Annotated in this window: 25 protein-coding genes; 9 read left to right on the top strand and 16 right to left on the bottom strand. The window is 40.1% G+C overall.

The annotated features are described in order from the left end of the window. Positions 1-22 precede the first annotated feature (22 nt). Positions 23-208, top strand: a complete 186-nt coding sequence (locus tag B4U37_RS09170; RefSeq protein WP_088017989.1) for a YlaF family protein — start codon at positions 23-25, stop codon at positions 206-208. 73 nt (positions 209-281) lie between these two features. Here the strand turns inward: B4U37_RS09170 and B4U37_RS09165 are convergent, their stop codons facing one another. Both B4U37_RS09165 and B4U37_RS09160 read right to left on the bottom strand, forming a co-directional pair. After that, the gene (locus B4U37_RS09165) at positions 282-1079 is read right to left on the bottom strand and encodes an inositol monophosphatase family protein (RefSeq protein WP_088017988.1); all 798 of its coding nucleotides are present in this window, start codon (positions 1077-1079) and stop codon (positions 282-284) included. 160 nt (positions 1080-1239) lie between these two features. Next, positions 1240-1428 carry a hypothetical protein gene (locus B4U37_RS09160; protein ID WP_010192786.1) on the bottom strand — a complete coding sequence of 63 codons (189 nt, stop codon included), beginning with the start codon at positions 1426-1428 and terminating at the stop codon, positions 1240-1242. A gap of 215 nt (positions 1429-1643) precedes the next feature. Between B4U37_RS09160 and B4U37_RS09155 the strand changes: the two genes are divergently transcribed. Next, a complete protein-coding gene (locus B4U37_RS09155) occupies positions 1644-2291 on the top strand; it encodes a YktB family protein (RefSeq protein ID WP_088017987.1) in 648 nt (215 codons plus the stop codon). 44 nt (positions 2292-2335) lie between these two features. Here the strand turns inward: B4U37_RS09155 and B4U37_RS09150 are convergent, their stop codons facing one another. Then, entirely contained in the window at positions 2336-2611 is a 276-nt protein-coding gene (locus tag B4U37_RS09150) for a UPF0223 family protein (RefSeq protein ID WP_088017986.1), read from the bottom strand. Positions 2612-2665: 54 nt separating this feature from the next. Then, the gene (locus B4U37_RS09145; RefSeq protein WP_088017984.1) at positions 2666-3625 is read right to left on the bottom strand and encodes an NAD(P)H-dependent flavin oxidoreductase; all 960 of its coding nucleotides are present in this window, start codon (positions 3623-3625) and stop codon (positions 2666-2668) included. 185 nt (positions 3626-3810) lie between these two features. Between B4U37_RS09145 and B4U37_RS09140 the strand changes: the two genes are divergently transcribed. Continuing rightward, a complete protein-coding gene (locus B4U37_RS09140; protein WP_088017983.1) occupies positions 3811-5292 on the top strand; it encodes an aminotransferase class I/II-fold pyridoxal phosphate-dependent enzyme in 1482 nt (493 codons plus the stop codon). 62 nt (positions 5293-5354) lie between these two features. Here B4U37_RS09140 and B4U37_RS09135 read toward each other — a convergent pair whose 3' ends face one another. After that, entirely contained in the window at positions 5355-5480 is a 126-nt protein-coding gene (locus tag B4U37_RS09135; RefSeq protein ID WP_010192775.1) for a GapA-binding peptide SR1P, read from the bottom strand. Positions 5481-6093: 613 nt separating this feature from the next. Further along, on the bottom strand, positions 6094-6393 hold the full coding sequence (locus B4U37_RS09130; protein ID WP_088017981.1) for a DUF3055 domain-containing protein: 300 nt from the start codon (positions 6391-6393) through the stop codon (positions 6094-6096). A gap of 152 nt (positions 6394-6545) precedes the next feature. Between B4U37_RS09130 and B4U37_RS09125 the strand changes: the two genes are divergently transcribed. Then, a complete protein-coding gene (locus B4U37_RS09125) occupies positions 6546-6971 on the top strand; it encodes a DUF1885 family protein (protein ID WP_088017980.1) in 426 nt (141 codons plus the stop codon). Positions 6972-7182: 211 nt separating this feature from the next. Here the strand turns inward: B4U37_RS09125 and B4U37_RS09120 are convergent, their stop codons facing one another. Then, entirely contained in the window at positions 7183-8121 is a 939-nt protein-coding gene (locus B4U37_RS09120; RefSeq protein WP_088017979.1) for a polysaccharide deacetylase family protein, read from the bottom strand. Between the two features lie 96 nt (positions 8122-8217). After that, positions 8218-8466, bottom strand: a complete 249-nt coding sequence (locus tag B4U37_RS09115) for a hypothetical protein (protein WP_088017977.1) — start codon at positions 8464-8466, stop codon at positions 8218-8220. Positions 8467-8692: 226 nt separating this feature from the next. Between B4U37_RS09115 and B4U37_RS09110 the strand changes: the two genes are divergently transcribed. Then, positions 8693-9085 carry a thioredoxin domain-containing protein gene (locus tag B4U37_RS09110; protein ID WP_088017976.1) on the top strand — a complete coding sequence of 131 codons (393 nt, stop codon included), beginning with the start codon at positions 8693-8695 and terminating at the stop codon, positions 9083-9085. A gap of 77 nt (positions 9086-9162) precedes the next feature. On the opposite strand, the gene lpdA is transcribed toward B4U37_RS09110, so the two are convergent. The 5 genes from lpdA to B4U37_RS09085 all read right to left on the bottom strand — a co-directional run bounded on the left by lpdA (position 9163) and on the right by B4U37_RS09085 (position 15499). Beyond that, on the bottom strand, positions 9163-10575 hold the full coding sequence (gene lpdA / locus B4U37_RS09105) for a dihydrolipoyl dehydrogenase (RefSeq protein WP_088017974.1): 1413 nt from the start codon (positions 10573-10575) through the stop codon (positions 9163-9165). A 3-nt stretch (positions 10576-10578) separates the two neighbouring features. Beyond that, entirely contained in the window at positions 10579-11943 is a 1365-nt protein-coding gene (locus B4U37_RS09100; protein WP_088017972.1) for a dihydrolipoamide acetyltransferase family protein, read from the bottom strand. 267 nt (positions 11944-12210) lie between these two features. Then, positions 12211-13188: an alpha-ketoacid dehydrogenase subunit beta gene (locus tag B4U37_RS09095; protein ID WP_088017971.1), complete on the bottom strand. Its 978-nt coding sequence runs from the start codon at positions 13186-13188 to the stop codon at positions 12211-12213. 3 nt (positions 13189-13191) lie between these two features. Then, positions 13192-14307 carry a pyruvate dehydrogenase (acetyl-transferring) E1 component subunit alpha gene (gene pdhA / locus B4U37_RS09090; RefSeq protein WP_060667189.1) on the bottom strand — a complete coding sequence of 372 codons (1116 nt, stop codon included), beginning with the start codon at positions 14305-14307 and terminating at the stop codon, positions 13192-13194. A 526-nt stretch (positions 14308-14833) separates the two neighbouring features. After that, positions 14834-15499 carry a YkyA family protein gene (locus tag B4U37_RS09085; protein WP_088017970.1) on the bottom strand — a complete coding sequence of 222 codons (666 nt, stop codon included), beginning with the start codon at positions 15497-15499 and terminating at the stop codon, positions 14834-14836. A 217-nt stretch (positions 15500-15716) separates the two neighbouring features. Here B4U37_RS09085 and def point away from each other — a divergent pair, with 217 nt between their 5' ends. Beyond that, complete coding sequence (gene def / locus B4U37_RS09080; protein WP_088017969.1) at positions 15717-16271, top strand: peptide deformylase; 555 nt, start codon at positions 15717-15719, stop codon at positions 16269-16271. Between the two features lie 229 nt (positions 16272-16500). On the opposite strand, the gene B4U37_RS09075 is transcribed toward def, so the two are convergent. Next, a complete protein-coding gene (locus B4U37_RS09075; RefSeq protein ID WP_088017967.1) occupies positions 16501-17289 on the bottom strand; it encodes a Cof-type HAD-IIB family hydrolase in 789 nt (262 codons plus the stop codon). A gap of 19 nt (positions 17290-17308) precedes the next feature. Next, positions 17309-18214: a DMT family transporter gene (locus B4U37_RS09070; RefSeq protein WP_088017965.1), complete on the bottom strand. Its 906-nt coding sequence runs from the start codon at positions 18212-18214 to the stop codon at positions 17309-17311. Between the two features lie 791 nt (positions 18215-19005). Here B4U37_RS09070 and B4U37_RS09065 point away from each other — a divergent pair. After that, a complete protein-coding gene (locus B4U37_RS09065; protein WP_010192759.1) occupies positions 19006-19215 on the top strand; it encodes a DNA-dependent RNA polymerase subunit epsilon in 210 nt (69 codons plus the stop codon). Positions 19216-19221: 6 nt separating this feature from the next. Beyond that, positions 19222-20889 carry a ribonuclease J1 gene (gene rnjA / locus B4U37_RS09060; protein WP_010192757.1) on the top strand — a complete coding sequence of 556 codons (1668 nt, stop codon included), beginning with the start codon at positions 19222-19224 and terminating at the stop codon, positions 20887-20889. A 320-nt stretch (positions 20890-21209) separates the two neighbouring features. On the opposite strand, the gene B4U37_RS09055 is transcribed toward rnjA, so the two are convergent. Then, positions 21210-21890 (bottom strand): potassium channel family protein, encoded by a 681-nt coding sequence (locus tag B4U37_RS09055; protein WP_088017963.1) that lies wholly within the window; start codon positions 21888-21890, stop codon positions 21210-21212. A gap of 159 nt (positions 21891-22049) precedes the next feature. Here B4U37_RS09055 and B4U37_RS09050 point away from each other — a divergent pair, with 159 nt between their 5' ends. Further along, positions 22050-22514, top strand: a complete 465-nt coding sequence (locus B4U37_RS09050) for a helix-turn-helix transcriptional regulator (protein WP_088020222.1) — start codon at positions 22050-22052, stop codon at positions 22512-22514. Positions 22515-22846 lie beyond the last annotated feature (332 nt).

Raw genomic sequence — 22846 nt, 5'->3', positions numbered from 1 at the left:
GTTAACCAAAGGAGTTGATTTTATGAAGGATATTAAGTGGATTTTCATGCTTTATGCGGTTTTGGCAGCGGTTTCTTTAGGCATGGTCGGAATCGCAATCGGTGAGAGAAACACGCTTGGAATCATTGGAGCGTTTGTTTTATTCGGTGTGGTCATGGGACTTGGATTCAAAACAAAAAGAAAAATGCGTGAAAACGGACAATTATAAAATTGACAAAATGTTCCTACTATAATTTAAAAATAAATGAAACCCACGGTCTATTCACGACCGTGGGTTACATTTATTTCTTCAATTTATACAAGTAATCCTTGCTAATCACTTCATGTAAACCCGGTTTACTTACAAAGACACTGTTTTGTCCAAGCATATTAAGCGGTTCACCATGGAGTGTGGTCACTTTACCACCGAGCTCGTTTACAAGTATTAGTCCCGCTGCAAAATCCCAAGGGGAAAGTCTCAACGTAATATATGCATCAATGCGCCCTGTTGCTACATAGGCCATTTCAAGCGCTGCCGACCCATAAGATCTTGTACCTCTTACTTTCCTCACAAGCGGGGCCAGAATAGTGGGGTCGATACGCTTATTTTCCGTGATCCATGTGGCATTTAAACCGATAACCGCTTTCTCTACTGCCACCTCTTCCAACTGTGGCAGTTTCGTATCGTTCAAATAAGCTCCTTCCCCTACTTTTGCATGGTATAGCTCGTCATGAACCACATCATAAATCAGCCCAATCTTTCCCACGCCATATTCATATACAGCAACGGAGATAGCAAAATTACGTTGCTGATGGACAAAGTTCATCGTTCCATCAATAGGGTCGATAATCCAAACCGTTCCATCAAGTTTGTCCAATTCATCACCAAATCCTTCTTCACCAAGAATTTGGTGTTCTGGATAAGTTTTTCTAATTCGTTCTATAAAAAATTGTTCCGTTTCCTGGTCAATATTAGTCACCAGATCATCAGGAGAGGATTTTGTATGTATCATCAATTCTTTGCTGAAAGAAGTTCGAATACGTTCTCCCGCTTCTCTCGTCCATTTTTTTGCATTCTCATCAATTTCAGTCCAATTCATGTGTTCTCCTGCCCTTCTGTTAACCTTGTCATTGCAGCTATTCTATAACGATTAAACAAATTATGTATGTTTTAGCTTACTTAAACGAATGAGTAAAATCAAGTAATAGGTCACACAGAAAAACGAACCTCATACAGGTTCGTCTAAGTAGCCTATGCCACTAAACCTCTAGACTTAACATTTCTTTTCTTAATTGCTCTAATTTAGATTTCGTTTTTTTCATTTTTTCCTTATCACTCTCTTGTATTGCTTCGAATAAAACTGCCAGTTCATAGTCGATTTCCATTCGTAAGACCGCGCGCTGATTTTCCTCTTTTTTCTTTTTCCAAGGTGTCGCCACTTGTTTCACGGTTATTCCCTCCTTCTATAAAGTTTCTCGGTCCAAAGGATTTAATTTTCTAATGGTTGCTATATCATATGAAGGGAATGAAAGATGGTAACTAAAATGTGCAGTTACCTAAAAAGAAAGGAAGAGGTTGAAAATCTAATCTTTTGGCAGGAAAAATTGGCTATGCTAAAATGAGGATTATAAAAAAAGCAAAGTTTTAGAAACGGGGCGACTACATGACAAACGAAAATTTCAACGGATTTAAAAAAGAAGATTTTGAAGTATTTACAATAGATGGACTTGAAGATAGAATGGAAACTCTAAAATCTCAAATACAGCCAAAGTTTGAACAGCTTGGCCAATATTTCTCTCCCTCACTAACTGCCATGACTGGTGATGAAATGCACTATCATGTTGCCAAACATGCAAGAAGAACCAAGAACCCTCCAAAAGATTCCTGGGTTGCCTTTGCAAACAATGCACGCGGATACAAGATGTTACCACATTTCCAGATCGGCTTGTGGGAGACACATGTATTTGTCTGGTTTGCCGTTATCTATGAAGCACCGATGAAAGAAGCTTTTGGTGAGATATTACTTAAAAATGTATCGTCCATTCGCGAGCAGATTCCTTCTGAATTTGTCTGGTCCAAAGATCACACGAAACCAGAAGTTATCCGCCAATCTGATTTGACGGAGGAAACCCACAAAGAGCTATTTGAACGACTGATCAACGTAAAAAAAGCAGAAATACTTTGCGGCATACAAATACCTAAAGAAGAGGCAATCAAGCTTACGGGAGATGAAACCGTTGCGCGCATCGAGGAAGCTATCCAGACAGTAAAAGGGCTTTATCAGATGACAAAACAGACGGTGGAAGCATAAACAAAAAAATCTCAGAACCATCTAGGTTCTGAGATTTTTTCGTATCACTTCGACATCTTCACCTGTTCGCCTGGATTCATGTCTTTTGCTTTTTTTATCGTACGATAAACAGAGAAACCACTAAGTTCCTCATACTCGTTTGCAAGGTTTCGTTCTTCCGCCTTGCCTGGCACGATCTCTTTAAACCGGCGATATAAGGATAAAAGCTGGTCACGCTCCACGCCTTTGCTGTAAGTGAGCTCAACCGCTTCATATAGTGCAATAACATCTACAATTTCATCTGTAGACCAATCATAGGAAATGGGATAAGAGAAATCCATAACTTCACCTCAAAATATGTATAGTGGAAAAGTAAAGTATATCATTTTCATTCTCTAGTTTGTCCACTTCTCTCTAATATTTTCCGCTTCCTTCACCATTCTAGACAAAAGCTGATCCACACTTGGCACATCCTCGATCAACCCCATTACCTGCCCTGCCCATGCATAACCTGAATCTGTTTTGCCATCATAGATATACCGCTTGTTCGCAGTACCACTAATGAAGTCTTTCAATCCTTCATACCCTTTTGCTTCCTGTTCTATCTTTAATATTTGTTCCGTCCAAGTATTTTGAATGGCCCTTGCAGGGGCACCAAGACTTCTTTTGATGACTACCGTATCATTCTCGGTTCCGCTTACCAGCCTTTCTTTGTAAATAGGATGAGCATGCAGGCACTCCTTGGTTGCGATAAATCTTGTTCCCATTTCTATCCCTTCTGCACCAAGTGCCAATGCAGCCATCATCCCGCGCCCATCACCAATGCCTCCTGAAGCGATGACAGGTATCTTTAAGGCGTCTACTACTTTTGGAACTAATACCATGGTACCTAGGTCATTTTTGCCTAGATGACCTCCTCCTTCCTGTCCTACGACCATGACGGCATCAGCACCTAGCTCTTCCGCTTTTTCTGCTTGTCTGCGAGCTGCTACCAGAACTAACTTTTTGCAAACTGAGCCCTCTAGCCTTTTGAAAATCGGTGCAGGGTTTCCCCCTGTCATGGAGATGACCGGAACCTCTTCTTCCAAAGCAATATCCAACATATGCTCAAAAGGTCTTCCATGTTGGCCAATTGCATAGTTCACACCAAAAGGCTTATCCGTCATCCTTCTAACCTTTCGAATCTCTTCTCTTAATAATTCTGGACTTTCCAAACTCATTGCCGTTATTTGCCCTAAACCTCCTGCATTCGAAACCGCGGCAGCCAGGTCAGCGTATGCTAAATAAGCAAGTCCACCTTGGATAATTGGATATTTTATATTTAAAAGTTTGGTTATTCTTGTTTCCCATTTCATGATCATCTTCCCCTTTCTATCTCTCTTTATATGTTTCTTTATAATGTGGCAAATTCCTGCTATGCAATGAAGAGGATAAATGCTATAATTTCATTTGTTTTATGTGAATGTTTGTTCTGCGTAATTCGATGCGTTAAGATAAACGAAACCGAAACTAAGCTAAATTAAAGAGGTGCATAAGTAAGTTGACATATTCTCAAAACGACACGCCATTATTTACTGGACTTTTAAATCATGCAAAAGGGAACCCGGTTCAATTCCATATTCCCGGACATAAAAAAGGAGCTGGGATCGATCCAGAATTCCGTGAATTCATCGGTGAAAATGCTCTTTCCATAGATCTAATCAATATTGGACCCCTTGATGATCTCCATCAGCCTAAGGGGATGATTAAAGAAGCCCAAGACCTTGCAGCAAAAGCTTTTGGAGCTGACCATACATTTTTCTCCGTACAAGGTACAAGTGGAGCCATCATGACAATGGTAATGGCTGTATGCGGGCCTGGAGAGAAAATCATCGTACCAAGGAATGTTCATAAATCTGTCATGTCTGCCATTGTTTTTTCAGGAGCAGTTCCAATCTTTATCCACCCAGAAGTGGACAAAGACTTAGGAATCTCTCACGGGATCACGACAGACTCTGTGGAAAAGGCGCTTCAGCAACATCCTGACGCAAAGGGTGTTCTTGTCATTAACCCAACTTATTTTGGCTTTTCAGCTGATTTAAGCCAGATTGTTGAAATTGCTCATTCTTTTAACGTCCCTGTTCTTGTGGATGAAGCGCACGGTGTTCATATCCATTTCCATGAGGAACTTCCTTTATCCGCTATGCAGGCCGGAGCTGACATGGCTGCGACAAGTGTCCATAAGCTTGGAGGCTCTATGACACAAAGCTCTATATTGAATGTACGAGAAGGATTGGTGAATGTAAATCGCATTCAAAGCATTTTAAGTATGTTAACCACTACATCCACCTCTTACCTACTATTGGCTTCGTTGGATGTTGCAAGGAAACGACTTGCCACCGAAGGACACTTGCTTATAGAAAAGACGATCCAACTTGCCAACCAAACACGGGATGCTATTAATGAAATTGAGCATTTACATTGTGTAGGACCTGAAATCTTAGGCAGAAAAGCAACCTTTGACTATGACCCGACGAAGTTGATTATTTCTGTAAAGAAATTAAACCTTACAGGGTATGATGTCGAGAAATGGCTTCGTCAAAAATATAACATCGAAGTGGAGCTTTCTGACCTCTATAACATTCTTTGTATTATCACACCTGGAGACTCAGAGGTGGAGACTGGAACGTTATTAGAAGCCCTTAAAGAGTTATCAGCAGAGTTTCATCAACAGGCTGGAGATTCCGGTGAAAAAGTAAAGGTTCTTCTTCCCGACATTCCGGTGTTAGCGATTGCACCACGCGATGCCTTCTACTCTGAAACGGAAGTTGTTCCGTTTGAAAAATCTGCCGGCCGTATTATCGCAGAGTTTATCATGGTGTATCCTCCAGGCATTCCAATTTTCACTCCTGGTGAGATCATAACAGAAGAAAACTTGTCCTACATTACAAGAACGTTAGAAGTAGGACTGCCAGTACAAGGTCCCGAAGATCATGAATTGAAAACCTTAAGAGTAATTAAGGAACACAAAGCAATTCGATAAAATGAACAAAGAGCAGGTCCCCTCCTACCCCGGGGACCTGCTCTTTCTATTAATATATAATTCTAGGCTAAATCTTCGCTTTTTTCAGAGCACTGACAATCTGGACATTTTGCATAATAAGTCGTAACTTTTTCATCCTCAAAGTGATCCACCGCGCTGTTACAAGTTTGACAAATGATTGTACCCATACCCTTCAACCTCTTTCCTAAAAGAAATTTTTTTGCAAAGCTGCCTTTTAATGAAAGCGCTTTATGTTGTCTTACTTACATCATAAAGGCTCTAATGTGTTATGTCAATGATTAAATTGTATAACACATTTAAATTTGCCACCACATAAAAATGGGCATAAACCGCCCAGTCTTATAAAACTTGGTTTATCACCGCTGTTCCTTTCCGCAAATGGCTTCGCTTTCCGCGGGACGGTGATTGAGCCTCCTCACTTCGTTGCGGGGTCTCAATCAACCGTTACCCCCCGCAGGAGTCTTTGCCATTTGCTCCAATCCACAGCTAGAAACTTCGTTAAAAAACGTTTATGCTAATCCAACTAACTCGTTAAGATATTCTTCTTGAATCTTTTGGTATGTAAAAACCCCTAGTTGATTGGAGTGGAAGGCGCGCAGACGCCCGCGGGAGGAAGGGACAGGTGAGACCCCGGAAGGCGAAGCCTGAGGAGGCTCACGGACCGCCCGCAGGCAAGCGAAGCGCCTGAAACGGAAATCAACTGAATTACAAACTTTCTTATTTTAATGAAATAGGCCAATGCCCTAAAAACAGGACATTGGCCTCGAAGGAGATTAGCTTTTATTCATATTGCTCTTGAAACGGACTTGCAGGTATCGCCTCAGTAAAAAACTCTGCAAGGTCTTCTGCTTCCTGTTGTGAATCAATTCGGAATACATGCTGAAGGTGGTTAAGGTCAGTAATGTCTTTAGGGTCGAGGAGGGTAGAACGGCCGGTTTGCATACAGATGACAAGGGGCTTACCAAAAAACATATTCGTGTACACGATACCAAAATCATATCTAACATCTTTAGTCGTAAAGCCAACAAAGCGAACAGGAACATTCTCATTGTTATCATAAAGCTTGTCAAATAAGTTCATAAGGTACCTCCTTTTTATTTTTTGGTTATTCAGAATATTATTATAACTTACGAAATGCTTGATTTGCAAGAATTTTCACTTAGTGATTGTCAGCCGATTTCCTCTAATGCTAGAATATATATAATGGAATAGTAATCTTAGGAGTGAATTTGATGGCCAGTAGCGCTTACATTAATTTAGTTCCCAAATCAAAAGAGAAAACGCTTACCGTTGAACATGTAAAAGAGTTATTAAACTACTATAAAGACATAACATCTAAAACTGGAAAACAATTAGGATGGGAATACAGCCAGGCAGCCTTCCCATACGAATTAAAAGAAAAACCTGAAGGCAAAGGCCAGTGGTTTTATTTAAAAGGTACGGAGGATCGGTACAAAATGATTCTTATAGGAGTTGGCACACAGCAAGCCACCTTAGACGAGACTGAACCACTCTCCTACATACAAGTTACGTTGCACGACCAAAGTACCCACGGAGATAAAGCAAAGGCTAACGAACTATGTAAGTTTCTTGCAAAAAAGCTAGAGGCTGAGCTTAAACTATTTACCGGCAGCATTATGTACTACTATAAACGTTGAATCATTGGAGGTATGAGGTCCTCTTATTGATTGAAGTGGAAGGCGCGCAGACGCCCGCGGGAGGAAGGGACAGGTGAGACCCCTGAAGCATTGTGAGGAGGCTCACGGACCGCCCGCAGGCAAGCGAAGCGCCTGGAACGGAAATCAATGGTTTTACATACTTTCATTGTCACAAATAACCCCCGCTCCCAAAGGAGTGGGGGTTATTCATTTATTCCGTTTCTACGCTATCATCTTCAGTCCCAATCAAGTCTGGGTCAAGTATCTCATATCCCTTGCCTTGAAGCCCTTTTACTATATCGCTTAACGCATCTTTGGTCCATTCACGGTCATGCATTAACAGATTGGCTCCGCTGTTCAGAAATTCCGTATTAACCATAATATCTGCAAGTGCTTCTGCATCCATGTAGTCTGTTTCCCAATCATAACCGTATGTCCAATTCATAGCAATCATGCCCTCTTGCTTTACAAGTTCTAAGGCATAATCTGTATTAGTGCCAAACGGAGCACGGAAAAAGCGTGGGCGTTCACCTGTGATTTCTTCTACCCGGTCACTGAGCAATACTATTTCTTCATACTGTTCTTCTTCCGTAAGCTGTCTTAATGACTTATGTGTCATCGTATGATTACCAATCGGAAAACCCATCTCATAAATGGTCTTTAGTACCCCCTGCTCTTCCTCCGTTTCAAGGAAGTGACCATTTACAAAGAAGATAGCTTTTACGCCAAGTTCTTTCAAAGTCGTAGCCATTTCTAATGCATACCAATCAGGAGCGTCATCTATTGTCAATAGAACCACCTCGGAGTTTGCATCACCTATTGGTTCTAAAGCAGAAGTGGTAGGATTTACGACATATTGGGGTTCTTCAGGAGAAGGTTCTTGTACTTGGTCCTCGTTACCAGAGTCTTCTTTTTCTTTTTCATTCTGATCTTCCTCGGAGTCAGCTACTTCTTCTTCCTCAGGTTCTTTTTTCGGGTCTTCTGTATTTGATACAGGGACATCTTTTTCTTTTTCATCCTCTTCCACCACAGAATCATTTTCTTCCGCCTGATTTTCTGAAGAGGAATTTTGTTCATTTTCAACTTGTCCATTTTGCCCGCAAGCTACAAGGAGGAGCAATAATGATGCTGATAGTATCCATTTTTTCATATTCTTTCCTCCATACGTAAGTTTCACCTTTAATCATACTAGCAATTACTATATGAAGGCAATCTTTTTCCAGTTATTAAATCTTAGTAAGATAATTCAACCACCAAAAACAAAATAGTAAAATAGACTCTGAAAACTAAAATAGAAAATAAAACTAATGGCAGTTGTCAATGCCGCATGCTTCTTTTTATGAATTATTGACATGGCAAGTGTATAACAGAGATAGATAAATATACCTAATAAAATAATTTTGGCCTGCATTTTATCCCGAACCGAAAACCATTCTATCAGACTATATGTCCCCCAAAAAATATTTTGTATTAAAAATACCACATAATTTTTCATAAAAGCAGCTCCTTACTGCATATTTCTATTTATGTAACCGATTTATCATGATTAAAAACCTTTATAATTATTATGCCAGAAAGGAGCTATCTATTTTTCAATTATGTAACATTTACGTGACAAGGCCTGTTTATATAAAATTTAATGGTAGAATAGCACCAAATAGCAGAACAAAAAAGTAACTATTCATTATTATATATGTTGTTAATAGAAAGTGAGGATTGCCATGATTAGAGGCGCTGTTATTTTTTTCACGTTGTCTTTTTTCATTTTATCTTCCTGTCAAGAAAATCAATCGATAACTCACATTCAATTTCCTGATGATTCTCGGACACTCGTTTTCTTTACGGACGAATCTAATTTACAGGATGAGAGTACATATTATGATGCGATCATTGATTTGAAAAATTCATTTCCAGATGAAGTTGCAAATTTAAAAGTAGTTCATTCTGAAAATGAAAAATTATTATATAAGCAGTTCAATGTAAAGGCAACCCCTTCATTAATTGTGGTTCATGACAATGAAGTAGTAACACAAATAGAAGGCTCAAAGCCTAAAAAAGATATCGTTGTTTCCATTGAACAAGCCTTAAATCAAGCTGGGAATTCCACCTATTAGCCGGAGGGATTCCTTTTTTTGTGTTTAAAATAAAATTAAGAGCCTCCACATTTGCGGAGGCTCTTTAGGTTGGTCCATTATTTCACGATATGAATAGGGCTTCCCATTGCCACTTCTGCAGCTTCCATTGTGATTTCTCCCAATGTTGGATGCGCGTGGATAGTCATAGCGATATCTTCCGCTGTCATACCAGCTTCGATTGCAAGACCAAGTTCAGCGATCATGTCAGATGCGCTAGAACCGGCAATTTGAGCACCAATGATTAATCCATCTTCTTTACGAGTTACAAGCTTTAAGAATCCGTCTGTTGCGTTCAATGCCAATGCACGGCCGTTCGCAGCAAATGGGAACTTAGCAGCTGTCACTTCAATTCCTTCTTCTTTTGCTTGTGCTTCTGTGTAACCGACAGATGCAAGTTCTGGTTCAGAGAATACTACTGCAGGAATACCTAAGTAGTCGATCTCAGCAGGCTCACCAGCAATTGCTTCTGCAGCAATCTTACCTTCGTAAGAAGCTTTATGTGCAAGCGGTGGTCCATCAACGATATCACCGATAGCATAGATGTTAGAAACGCTAGTGCGGCACTGCTTGTCAATTTTGACAACGCCACGATCTGTCATTTCCACACCAACTTGCTCAAGGCCAAGCTCATCTGTGTTAGGACGGCGACCAACAGTAACCAATACGTAATCAGCGTCGATTGTTTGCTCTTCGCCTTTTACTTCAATCGTTACTTTCACACCATCTTCTGTTTCTTCTACACCTTTAGCCATTGCTTTTGTGAAGATTTCTACGTTTCCTTTTTTCTTCAGGTTACGCTTTACAAGAGAGCTCATTTGCTTTTCAAATCCAGCCAAGATCTCATCTGCCGCTTCAACAATAACAACTTCTGTTCCAAAGTTTGCATAAGCTGTACCTAGCTCCGTACCGATGTAACCTCCACCGATAACAACTAGTTTCTTTGGAATGTCTTTAAGTGCCAATGCACCTGTAGAATCAAGAACACGTTTGGAGTACTTAAAAGTCGGAATTTCAATTGGGCGAGAACCTGTTGCAATGATACAGTTATTAAACTTGTATGTTTGCGCAGAGTTTTCGTCCATTATACGAACTGTGTTACCGTCTACGAAGTATGCTTCCCCAGAAACGATGTCTACTTTATTCCCCTTAAGTAGACCTTCTACTCCGCCAGTCAATTTCTTCACAACTCCTGCTTTCCATTCTTGAACTTTAGAGAAATCAACTGTTACGTTCTCAGCTTTGATTCCCATGTCTTCAGAATGTTGAGCTGTTTCAAAGCGGTGACCTGCAGAAATTAACGCTTTGGAAGGGATACATCCAACGTTTAGACATACTCCACCAAGTGTGTTCTTTTCTACGATTGTTACTTTTTGTCCCAGTTGAGCCGCGCGGATTGCAGCAACATATCCGCCAGGGCCCGAACCGATGACAAGCGTATCTACATCAATTGCGAAATCTCCTACTACCATTTATTAACCCTCCATTAACAATAATTGTGGATCGTTCAATAGACGCTTGATATGGTTAAGCGCATTTTGAGCAGTAGCGCCATCAATCATACGATGGTCAAAGCTTAGTGATAATGCTAGAACTGGAGCCACTACAATTTCTCCGTCTTTCACTACAGGTTTTTCTGCGATACGGCCGATACCTAGAATCGCAACCTCTGGATGGTTAATAACCGGTGTGAACCACTGTCCACCAGCAGATCCGATGTTTGTGATTGTGCAAGATGCACCTTTCATTTCATCTGATGCCAATTTACCGTCACGTGCTTTTCCAGCAAGTTCATTGATTTCGTTGGAGATAGAGAAGATAGACTTTCTGTCCGCATCTTTCACTACAGGAACTAATAAGCCTTTTTCTGTATCAGCAGCGATTCCAATGTTGAAATAGTGCTTGTGAACAATCTCATCTGTTGCATCATCTAGAGATGTATTAAGTACAGGGTACTCGCGTAACGCAGATGTAAGTGCTTTAACTACGTATGGTAAGAATGTTAACTTAATACCTTTGTCTGCTGCAACTGATTTGAATTTCTTGCGGTGAGCAACAAGTTCTGTCACATCGATCTCATCCATTAATGTTACGTGAGGTGCAGTGTGCTTGGAGTTAACCATCGCTTTAGCGATTGCACGACGCATACCACTCATTTTCTCACGAGTCTCTGGGTATTGACCAGCAGGAATTGCTTGTTTTTCTTGTTTTGCTTCTGTTTTTGTTTCTTCTTTAGCTGCAGGAGCCGCTTCAGTAGTAGTTTCTTCTGCTTTAGCGCTTCCTCCGCTTAAGAATGCATCTATATCACTCTTAAGAACACGGCCATTGTCGCCGGAACCAGCTACTTGACGAATTTCTACGCCTTTTTCACGAGCATATTTGCGTACAGAAGGCATTGCGATAACACGTCTGTTTGGATCTACTTCTACTTGCTCTTGAGTACCAGCGCCAGTTTCAGCTTTTGGCTCTTCTTTAGGCGCTTCTTCTTTTTTCACATCTTGACCAGCCTCAGCTGTTGCTTGAACTTGTCCTTCTGTTTTTTCTTCTGCTTTTTCATCGTCGCTTCCGTGGTCGTCACCTTTAAATTTAAGGTCTTCATAACCTGGTGCGTCTAGTGTGATGATGGTTTGTCCAACAGTACAGACAGTACCTTCTTCCACTTTTAATTCCGTTACTTTCCCTTTAACAGGAGATGGAATTTCTACGACTGCTTTATCGTTTTGTACTTCACAAAGTACGTCATCTTCTTCGATTTCGTCACCTGGTTTTACGAACCACTTTACGATTTCACCTTCATGGATACCTTCACCGATATCTGGCAGTTTAAATTCGAATGCCACAGTATTCAACCTCCTATGATAGATAGCTTTATAAGGAATCTGTTACCCTCTGTAGATTTCCGTTCCAGGTGTTCGCTTTCCGCGGGACGGTGCTTGAGCCTCCTCACAACGCTCGGGGGTCTCACACCTTGCACTCCAATCTACAGTGATATAAATATAACGAGATAGCCTTCTTTTGCTTACTTTTGTATAAAATGGAGAGCCCACTCTTGGCTAGGCGAAGAATGGACTTCCGTATGGTAGCTCTGTTGAAGAACTGGTTATATATTAGAAGTTCAGAACTTTTTTCGCTGTTTCTAGAACATCTTTATGATTTGGCAACCATACGCTCTCTGCTTGAGAGAATGGGAATACCGTATCAGGTGCAGCAACACGTAATACCGGTGCTTCTAGACTAAGAATCGCACGGTCGTTGATTTCTGCTACGATGTTAGCTCCGATACCAGCTTGTTTTTGTGCTTCTTGGACAACAATTGCACGGCCTGTTTTTTCAACAGATGCAATGATTGTCTCGATATCCAATGGGCTGATAGTACGCAAGTCGATTACTTCAGCGGATACTCCGTCTTTTTCAAGTTGATCAGCTGCTTTTAAGCACTCATGTACCATTGCTCCATAAGTAACCATTGTAATGTCGGAACCTTCACGTTTAACATCAGCTTTCCCGATCTCAATTGTGTACTCTTCTTCAGGTACCTCTTGACGGAAAGAACGGTATAATTTCATGTGCTCCAAGAAAATAACAGGATCGTTATCGCGGATTGCAGAAATTAAAAGACCTTTTGCGTCATAAGGTGTTGCAGGGATAACTACTTTAAGACCTGGTTGTTGCGCCATAAGTCCTTCTAAGCTGTCTGCATGAAGTTCAGGAGTGTGAACTCCTCCACCGAATGGAGAGCGGATAGTAACTGGTGCAGACCAACGGCCACCAGTACGGTAACGCATACGAGCAAGTTGTCCACTAACAGAGTCCATTACTTCGTATACGAAACCGAAGAATTGGATTTCCATTACAGGACGGAAGCCGGTTACACCGAAGCCAACAGCAAGTCCACCGATTCCTGATTCTGCAAGTGGTGTATCAAACACGCGATCTTCCCCGAACTCAGCTTGAAGGCCTTCAGTTGCACGGAAAACCCCACCGTTTTGACCAACGTCTTCACCGAAAAGTAAGACGTTTTCGTCATTTTTCAATTCTGTGCGTAACGCATCAGTGATCGCTTGAATCATTGTCATTTGCGCCATGGCTTACTTCGACTCCTTCTCTTTGTAGATTTCATTTTGCTCTTTTAGGTTATTAGGAAGCTCTTCGTACATGAAAGAGATTAAGTCTGTAACTTTCTGTTTAGGTTGGTCATCTGCTTTCTTGATAGCAACCTTGATATCTTCTTTCGCTTCTTCGATAACTTTGTTCTCTTCGTCTTCGCTCCAGATTCCTTTGTTTTCAAGGAATTTACGGAAACGTACTAACGGATCTTTCTTTTCCCACTCATCATCAAGTTCAGAAGTACGGTAACGAGTCGGGTCATCTCCAGCCATAGTATGTGGACCATAACGGTACGTTAATGTCTCAATTAATGTAGGACCTTCACCATTCACTGCACGCTCACGAGCATCACGAGTTGCCGCGTAAACTGCTAATGCGTCCATTCCGTCTACCTGGATTCCAGGAATACCTGCTGCAACCGCTTTTTGAGCAATTGTACCTGCTGCAGATTGCTTTTCAACAGGAGTGGAAATAGCAAAACGGTTGTTTTGTACAACAAAGATTGCTGGTGCTTGGTAAGCCCCTGCGAAGTTAATACCTTCGTAGAAATCACCTTGGGAAGCTCCACCGTCTCCTGTGTATGTAATTGCTACCGTCTTTTTCCCTTTTTTCTTCAGTCCAAGTGCAACACCTGCAGTTTGGATGATTTGAGCACCAATGATGATTTGAGGTGGCAATAAGTTAACACCCTCTGGCATCTGGTTGCCGTGGAAGTGACCACGAGAGAATAGGAATGCTTGATATAAAGGAAGACCATGCCAGATCATCTGTGGCACATCACGGTATCCTGGTAAAATAAAATCATCTGCTTCTAGTGCAAATTGAGAAGCTAATTGTGAAGCTTCTTGACCTGCTGTAGGAGCGTAGAAACCTAGGCGTCCTTGTCTGTTCAAGCTAATGGAACGCTGATCAAGTACGCGAGTATATACCATACGGCGCATTAATTCTTTTAATTGATCATCACTAAGTTCAGGCATTGCAGCTTCATTTACTACTTCGCCTTCTTCATTTAAGATTTGGAACGTTTGGAATTGTTCTTCCACTTTCGCTTTCTGCTGCTTTGGATCAAATTTAGCATTTTTAGTTTTTGCAGCCATCTACGTCACCTCTTCCTTTCTATTAAGAGAACTATTTAATACATCATTACATACAAAAATAGGTTACCCAAAAACGTGTTTTAAAAGACATTTTTCTGTTTGTGATGCAAAAACGTATCTTTCCTCTTTTCGTGTCTTCAGCAATACGCATGATAAACACTAAAATTTATACTGTATTAATCTTTCCGAAGAAAATATTAATACAACTTTTCACCAAGGTCAAGTTTACAACACAGTTTGCAATCCCGTCAATCTCTTTGCTTGCATTGCTTTTTAAAACCAAAAAAAGTAAAAAGTTTATTCTGAACCCTTAACTGTACTAATACAACTTTTAAAACTGTATCACAATGCAGAACAGGTCAACTTCATGTTATGTCATAATAATAAAAAACGCTATAAATCCCATTCCCGATATAACTCAATCTTAACCATTAACGAAACATTGACTATTTTGAGATAAGAATAAAACATATTTCTACAACAAAAAAGACCCGGGGAGGCTAGCTCCAACGTGTCTTTTTTAAACTTAATTATCATAGCTGACGTTAAGTCCCGCTTTTTTGTAAAAATCCAATTTAGCTTTATTATACTGGTCGGTAAGGTCATTGAACGATTTGTTTGCTTCATTGATTTTTTCATACTTCTCATTTAAATCATTTATCTGGACTTGGAGTTGCTCCAATGTCAAATCTTCCGTTTGGAATAACTCGTACATTTCTTTTTCGTCTTCCATTGACTTCATATAATGATTTGATAAAGTCATGTAGGCTTCATAACGTTGTTCCATTAGCTGATATAACGCTTGTGCCTCTTTTTTCAACTCTTCATCTTCTAAGGATTCGATAGAAGTTTTCACCTCTTCAAATTGACTCCTTGCTGCTTCTATGCTCTCTTTTTCATTTTTCATGGCAGCTTCTTTTTGTTCCACTAAAGCAAGCCCTTCTTGAGAAAGTTTAACAATTTGATCGAACTCTTTCATCCCAAGGGTAAGAATTTCTTCATAAATAGCAGATTCCTCTTTTTCTAATTCCAATAAAGGTCCTTGTTGCTCTTCAAAGCTGGCTTCAAGTTCTACTACTTCTTCTAATGTTTGAAATATTTCTTGTTCAGCTGATTCTCCATTAACACAACCTGCCAGTACTAGGGAAAAAGCCAGAGTACCCGTATATACAGTCCTTTTCCAAAAACGCAATTTAAATCCCCCTAACATATCTTCTATTTAACTATAAATTTTATTGCTAATTTTTACAATATTAAATTCATATGTTACACATAAAATTAAATAAGGCAAAACGAATTGTTTCACGTAACATACCGCTTTTGGTAGTATATAATGAGATAGATTACAGCTACCATTTATAAGCTACTTTGGAGTATAGTATAGAAGTATATTAGATAGGAGTGAAATCATGCTTACAGCGAAAGACATCATAAAAGAAGGGCATCCCACATTACGTGTAGTGGCAAGCGACGTATCCCTTCCCCCTTCTCAGGAAGATTCCATTACTCTGCAAAAGATGATGGAGTACCTTCAAAACAGTCAAAACCCTGATATTTCTCAACAATATAATTTACGTCCTGGAGTCGGGCTGGCAGCTCCCCAAATTAATGTTCCTAAAAAGATGATTGCCATTCATATTAGAGACGAAAGCGGAACACTACATAGCTACGCACTTTTTAACCCTAGGATCGTTAGCCATTCTGTTGAAAAAAGTTTTCTTACCTCGGGTGAAGGTTGTCTATCTGTAGATAGGGACGTCCCCGGACTTGTACCGAGATATGCTCGCGTAACGGTCAAAGCCACCACCTTGCAGGGCGAAGAAATTAAACTGCGCTTGAAAGGATTAGTGGCCATTGTATTTCAACATGAAATCGACCACTTAAACGGCGTCATGTTCTATGACCACATAAACCAAGATAACCCATTTCAACCTCCAGAAGGAGCAATACCGATAGAGAGATGATTTTTCAATCTAAAAACATAAGTATATGAAGTCATCTTGTTGATTGTAGTTGAAGGCGCCCAGACACCCGCGGGAGGAAGGGACAGGTGAGACGTCGCAGACGAAGTCGAGGAGGCTCATGGACCGCCCGCAGGCAAGCGAAGCGCCTGGAATGGAAATCAACCGATTATTATTATTTTTATATTTAAGAAAGCCTGATCGACATTCGATCAGGCTTTCTTCTTAACGCTTAACGGATTTTCTGTTTTAGTAATCCAACTTGCTCGAGCCCATGAAGAATTCCATCTTCCCCTACATCTTTAGTAACATGGTTGGCCACTTTCAATAACTCAGGATGCGCATTCCCCATCGCCACCCCTGTTCCGACAAAATCAATCATTTCAATATCATTTAATCCATCTCCAAAAGCGAATACGTTCTCTTTCTTAAATGGCAATCTTTCTAGCATCCTTTGAATACCGATTGCTTTAGAGCCGCCTTTTGGAAGAATATCGGTAGAATATTGATGCCAGCGGATGAAATCAAAATCTTCATATGCCTTCACATAACTTTGCTGGTGTTCATCCTCTATGAACAATAATGCCTGAAAAATTTCCGTCTCATCAAGAAAGCTTGGACCATATTCCGGATGGACAAACTTCAGGCTTCCCATACTTTCATTAATAAACGGATGATTTTCAACATTCGCCTTCATAGTTTCATGATTTAAATACACTAATGGATGTGACACTTTTTCGGAATTTTCACGTAGCAAATGCAATTTTTCTACATTTAGCGGGTTTTTGTATATAACTTCTCCTTCAAAAACGACATATTGGCCGTTAAAGCTCACAAAAGTATCTATCTCCAATTCTTTGCGTAGGTCCGCAAACATAAACGGAGCCCTTCCTGTAGCGATTGCTACATAAACTCCTTGTTCTTTCAATTCTTTTATTGCCATTTTCGTAGAGGCAGGTAGTTCTTTATCATGATTCAAAAGAGTCCCGTCTATATCAAAAAACACTATTTTCTTTTCCATCTTTAATCACCTTACTTCTTTAGACTGTGACATTTTTTATCACTTTTTGTTTTTTTGCCTTAGTTTTATACGAAGATAAATATACACCACTAAAGATTAGAATCAAACCGAAAAGCATGTGAGGGGTTATTTTTTCTTCCAATAATAGGCTTCCCCATAACATCGCTGTTATCGGCACAATATACGTAACAAGAGAAGCAAACTCCGCACTCCCTTCCTTTACCATGTAATAATAAAGGAGATACGCAACACCCGATCCAAAGACCCCTAAACCAATCAAAGATACAACAATGGAAACACTTCCTACTGCTAAAAATCCTGATGGTTGCACAAATGCCATCATAATCCCAGACAAGAGTCCAGCTACTGCTAACGTACTAAACGATATAACAGTGATCGGGGTGTTCTGTAAATGTCTCTTGCTAAGGTGAGCACCGAAACCATAACAAATGGTTGCTCCCAACATCGTACCTACTCCGAGAAGATTATCCTGAAACAATTGTAGAATGTTCAATTCCAGTAAAACGATAATCCCAAGAAACCCGACACTGACACCAATCCATTGCATTTTCTCCATCTTACTTGAAAAGATGGAAAAGCCAATCAAGATTGTCCAAATCGGTGTCGTAGCATTGACAACCGAAGCCAGACTACTGCTGATCGACGTTTCACTAACTGCAATAAGCGCCCAAGGAAGGGCATTATTTAATATTGCTATCAAAACAATAGGAAATAGTGGGAGGTTCCGAAGTAACTTTAATTTGTTCTGAATAAGAAGCAAGATTAAAAGCGTACCAGCCCCAAACATACACCGCCAAAAAACAACTCCCCAGACGCCTAAATCCACTACAAGCAACTTTATAAATAAAAAGGACATGCCCCAAATCAAACTTAATGTAAATAATGCTGCATAGAGTCGTTTCATCCAACTTACCACCTTAACTTTTAGGGTAACGAAATAAATATTTATTTTAACCTACACGAAGAAAACGTTTGCTGTCAATGATAATTTGATCCTCAATACAGATGTAATAAAAGACAACCAAAGGTCTTATTCCCAATAGACCATTTATATGTTACTCTGATGATAACCATACTAAACTCTACGTATATTGTTCAGAAGTGAAAGCCATTTCCTCATGTACTCAAATTTCGTATATTTACCAGCAACTATTTACTCTGTTTGACGCATATTAACTACTAACAAACAGAACGTACCTTAAGTACAAGGAGTGAAACGCTTATGCTAAGAAGGCTAAGAAAAAAAATACTGCGTAGAATGAACAATATTCTTAAACGAAAAACAATTGCCTAGTCCTTGCTATTAATGAGTCCTTCTTTATTGGAGGACTCTTACATATTATTTATCCATGAATTTGTCTCCCTCTGTTTTTAATCCTTTTCTATTGGAGAAAATAGAAAAGCACTTCTTTTAGGGAAAAACATGAAATTTCATGATGTATCGTATATAATATAGGGTAATAATGGCTTTTTGGCCAATGACCGGTTATGCTATATGGATATTACTAGGAAGCATTATTAAAATTCGCGTTGTCTTTTTGTAAGGAAAAAAGCATTGTAGCTTGACGCAAGATAGTGGGTCGACGGACACTTCCGCCTTTTTCCCTTACATAAAATAACTATATATACTGGTTCCTTCCCTTACTGCCTAAGGAGAGGCGAAGGGCTAGAAGATTTTTTTAAGGAGAGATAGCAATGTTATTTAAAGTGTATTATCAAGAAGATGTAGCTGAAGCACCAGTGAGAGAAAAGACGGAATCTCTTTTTGTGGAAGCATCTGCAGTGTTTGAAGTCCGTAGAAAATTAAAGGACAAGCCATATAACATAGAATTTATACAGCCTGTTTCAGGAGATTTCTATGAGTATGAAAAGCAAGCCGAAAACTTTAAAGTATTGGAGATCTGATAGACAATGAAATTTGTAAAAAACAATCAAGCAGCGGTTTTCGCTCTAGGCGGGCTAGGTGAGATCGGGAAAAACACCTATGCAGTCCAATTTCAAGATGAAATCATCTTAATAGATGCCGGTATCAAATTCCCTGAAGACGAACTACTAGGAATCGATTACGTGATTCCAGATTATACGTATTTAGTAAAAAACCAAGAGAAAATTAAAGGCCTTTTCGTCACTCACGGACACGAAGACCACATTGGCGGAATTCCTTACCTGCTTCGTGAAGTAGACATTCCGGTTTATGGCGGCAAGCTTGCTCTTGGCCTCATCAAAAACAAATTAGAAGAGCATGGTCTTCTTCGTAAAGCAAAGCTAATTGAAATCCAAGAAGATGATATCATTAAGTTCCGTAAAACTTCGGTAACATTCTTCCGCACTACTCACAGTATCCCAGATTCTTACGGAGTTGTTGTAAAAACACCTCAAGGGAATATCGTTCATACTGGGGACTTTAAGTTTGATTTCACTCCAGTAGGAGAGCCAGCAAACTTAACGAAAATGGCCGAGATCGGAAAAGAAGGTGTTCTTTGCCTATTATCTGACAGCACAAACAGTGAAATCCCTGACTTCACTATGTCAGAGCGCCGCGTTGGAGAGAGCATCCAGGACATCTTCCGCAAAGTAGATGGTCGTGTGATTTTCGCTACATTCGCATCTAACATCCACCGTCTGCAACAGGTAGTGGAAGCTGCTGTAGCTCACGGCAGAAAAGTCGCTGTCTTCGGGCGCAGCATGGAAGCAGCAATTAATATCGGTCAAGAACTTGGTTATATCCAAGCACCTAAAGATACATTTATCGAAACGAACCAAATTAACCGCATGCCGGCAAACAAAGTCACTATCCTTTGTACCGGAAGCCAAGGTGAACCAATGGCTGCTCTTTCAAGAATCGCCAACGGTACTCACCGCCAGATTCAAATCATTCCTGGAGACACGGTTGTATTCTCATCTTCTCCTATCCCAGGAAACACTTTAAGCGTAAACCGTACCATCAACATGTTGTTCCGTGCAGGTGCTGATGTTATCCACGGTTCATTAAGCGACATCCATACTTCTGGTCATGGCGGACAGCAAGAACAAAAGCTCATGCTTCGCTTGATCAAACCAAAATACTTCATGCCTATTCACGGTGAGTACCGCATGCAAATTACGCACAAACAGCTTGCGATCGATTGTGGAGTACCTGAAGAAAACTGCTTTATCATGGACAACGGCGAAGTTCTTGCGCTTAGCGAAGATGAGGCTTCTGTAGCTGGTAAAATCCCATCCGGTAATGTGTACATTGACGGAAATGGTATTGGTGATATCGGAAACATCGTTCTTCGTGACCGACGCATCCTTTCTGAAGAAGGTCTAGTGGTTGTGGTAGTAAGCATTAACATGAAAGACTTCCGCATTGCTTCTGGCCCAGACATCATCTCACGCGGCTTCGTTTATATGAGAGAATCTGGTGACTTGATTAATGACGCACAGTCCTTGATTTCCAAGCATCTGAATAAAATCATGGAACGCCGCACAACACAATGGTCTGAAATCAAGAATGAAATTACAGACACACTAGCTCCATTCTTATACGAAAAAACAAAACGCCGTCCAATGATCCTTCCTATCATCATGGAAGTTTAATTGTAAGGTGAAATAGTTGAAACTCCCCCTGACTTTTGTGGTTTGGGGGAGTTTTTTTGTTGTATTTTATAATTCAGGGACCGTATTGGGTTAATTTTAGGGATCCCTTAAACCCGATGGTGCGCTTTTGCGACGTATTGGAGGTGATTGTAACATATCGGAGGTTCATTGTGACTTTTCACGTGGTTATTGTGACTTTTTCAAATGGTGTTGTGACTTTTTTATGGGTTATTGTAACATTTCGGAAATCGAAAAACATTCACCAATAACAAAAGTAAAAAACCAGCAAGGTCTCCTCCCCTCACTGGTTCCCATTACTCTTATTCCTCCACCACATTCTTCTCAAAACGCGTAATATCTGTATCCGCACCGATAACAATCAGAATATCCCCTTGCCTGATTGCATCAGTCGCCTGAGGTGAGACAATAATATCTCTCCCACGCTTAATCGCAACAATGTTAATTCCGTATTTAGCACGAATATCCAAATCAATCAGCGTGTTTCCATCCAAACGCCTGCTAGCAACAATCTCCACGATACTATGCTCATCCGAAAGCTCCAGATAATCGAGAACGTTATTTGAAACGATATTATGGGCAATACGTCTTCCCATATCACGCTCAGGATGTACTACTTGATCTGCACCAATTCGGCTCAATACCTTTTCATGATAATCATTGGTCGCCTTAACCGTAATATGTTTAACTCCGAGTTCTTTCAAGATCAAGGTTGTCAAAATACTTGCTTGAATATTATCACCAATGGCAACGATTACATGATCAAAATTACGGATTCCGATACTTTTTAACACAGCCTCATCCGTCGTATCACCAACCACTGCATGTGACGCTATATTAGCAAACTGGTTTACTTTCTCTTCATCGTTATCAATCGCAAGAACCTCTACTCCCTCATCACTCAATGCCTGTACCATGCTTCCACCAAATCGTCCCAATCCAATAACGGCAAACTCTTTTTTCTTCAAGGCTGTTTCCCCCATTTACTCTGATATGTATAGATACTATTGTACCATAATCAACAATTTTCTTGATTTTAAAATGATAGCGCACTTAAATATTTTCAGAAAATTATTGATTCCACCTCTATTAAAGTGTAAAATTACACATATAATATAAAAAGGAGCATTCGGCACCCTATGATGAATCAAGACGAAGCTATCATTCTAATATCAAATAAACTCAAACTCATTCGAACCGAACATAACTACACACAAGACAGAATGGCGGAAGTTTTGGGTATTTCCAAAAAGACACTAGTACAAATAGAAAAGGGCCGCACTACAGCCGGCTGGACTGTCTGTGCTGCAACATGTGCGTTATTCCGTGAAAGCCAAGTATTATCCTCAGTACTTGGTGCTGATCCCCTAGAGGTTTTGGAAACTATTGCACACGAGAAGATTGATGCACCTAAGGATAAGACTATGGGTGGCAAAGTCTGGTGGAAAGAGATAAAGATGCATGGGGCATTCCGCTTACAGCAAAATGTCATCAGTCAACATTATAGAATTCTTGATGAAATGGACTTCCGGTGGTACAGCTCTTTTGATAAAGAGGATGCGTTAGAGAGATTGAATGAGTTATCAGTACAAATGAAAGGAGAATGAACAGATGGATATCAATATTGTCTTCCTGATTGCTGTCCTTGCCCCTATTTTTCTGGCTGCTTGCTATATTACTGAAAAGATTGAGTATCATTGATCAAAATATCTATAGCGACGTCCTCTGGTTATTGCATTAAACTCATTTAAAAGGCACTTTCATTACATATAATTCCAGAATCCCGAAAGCCTTTGTGTAAATATATGGATTATAGTTAATTTGAAGTGATTTATTGTATAATTGGAGAGGTTTATTGCATACTTTAACCACTTTATTGTATAATTCCCCCCGTTTATTGACTAATTCCCATTTTGAGCATTTTGGTGCCGGCTATTAA

Origin of the sequence: Sutcliffiella horikoshii (genome assembly GCF_002157855.1) — a bacterium.
Taxonomy (GTDB): Bacteria; Bacillota; Bacilli; order Bacillales; family Bacillaceae_I; genus Sutcliffiella_A; species Sutcliffiella_A horikoshii_C.
Note: the sequence above shows the minus strand (reverse complement) of the source record. Positions and strands in the feature narration are given on the sequence as shown.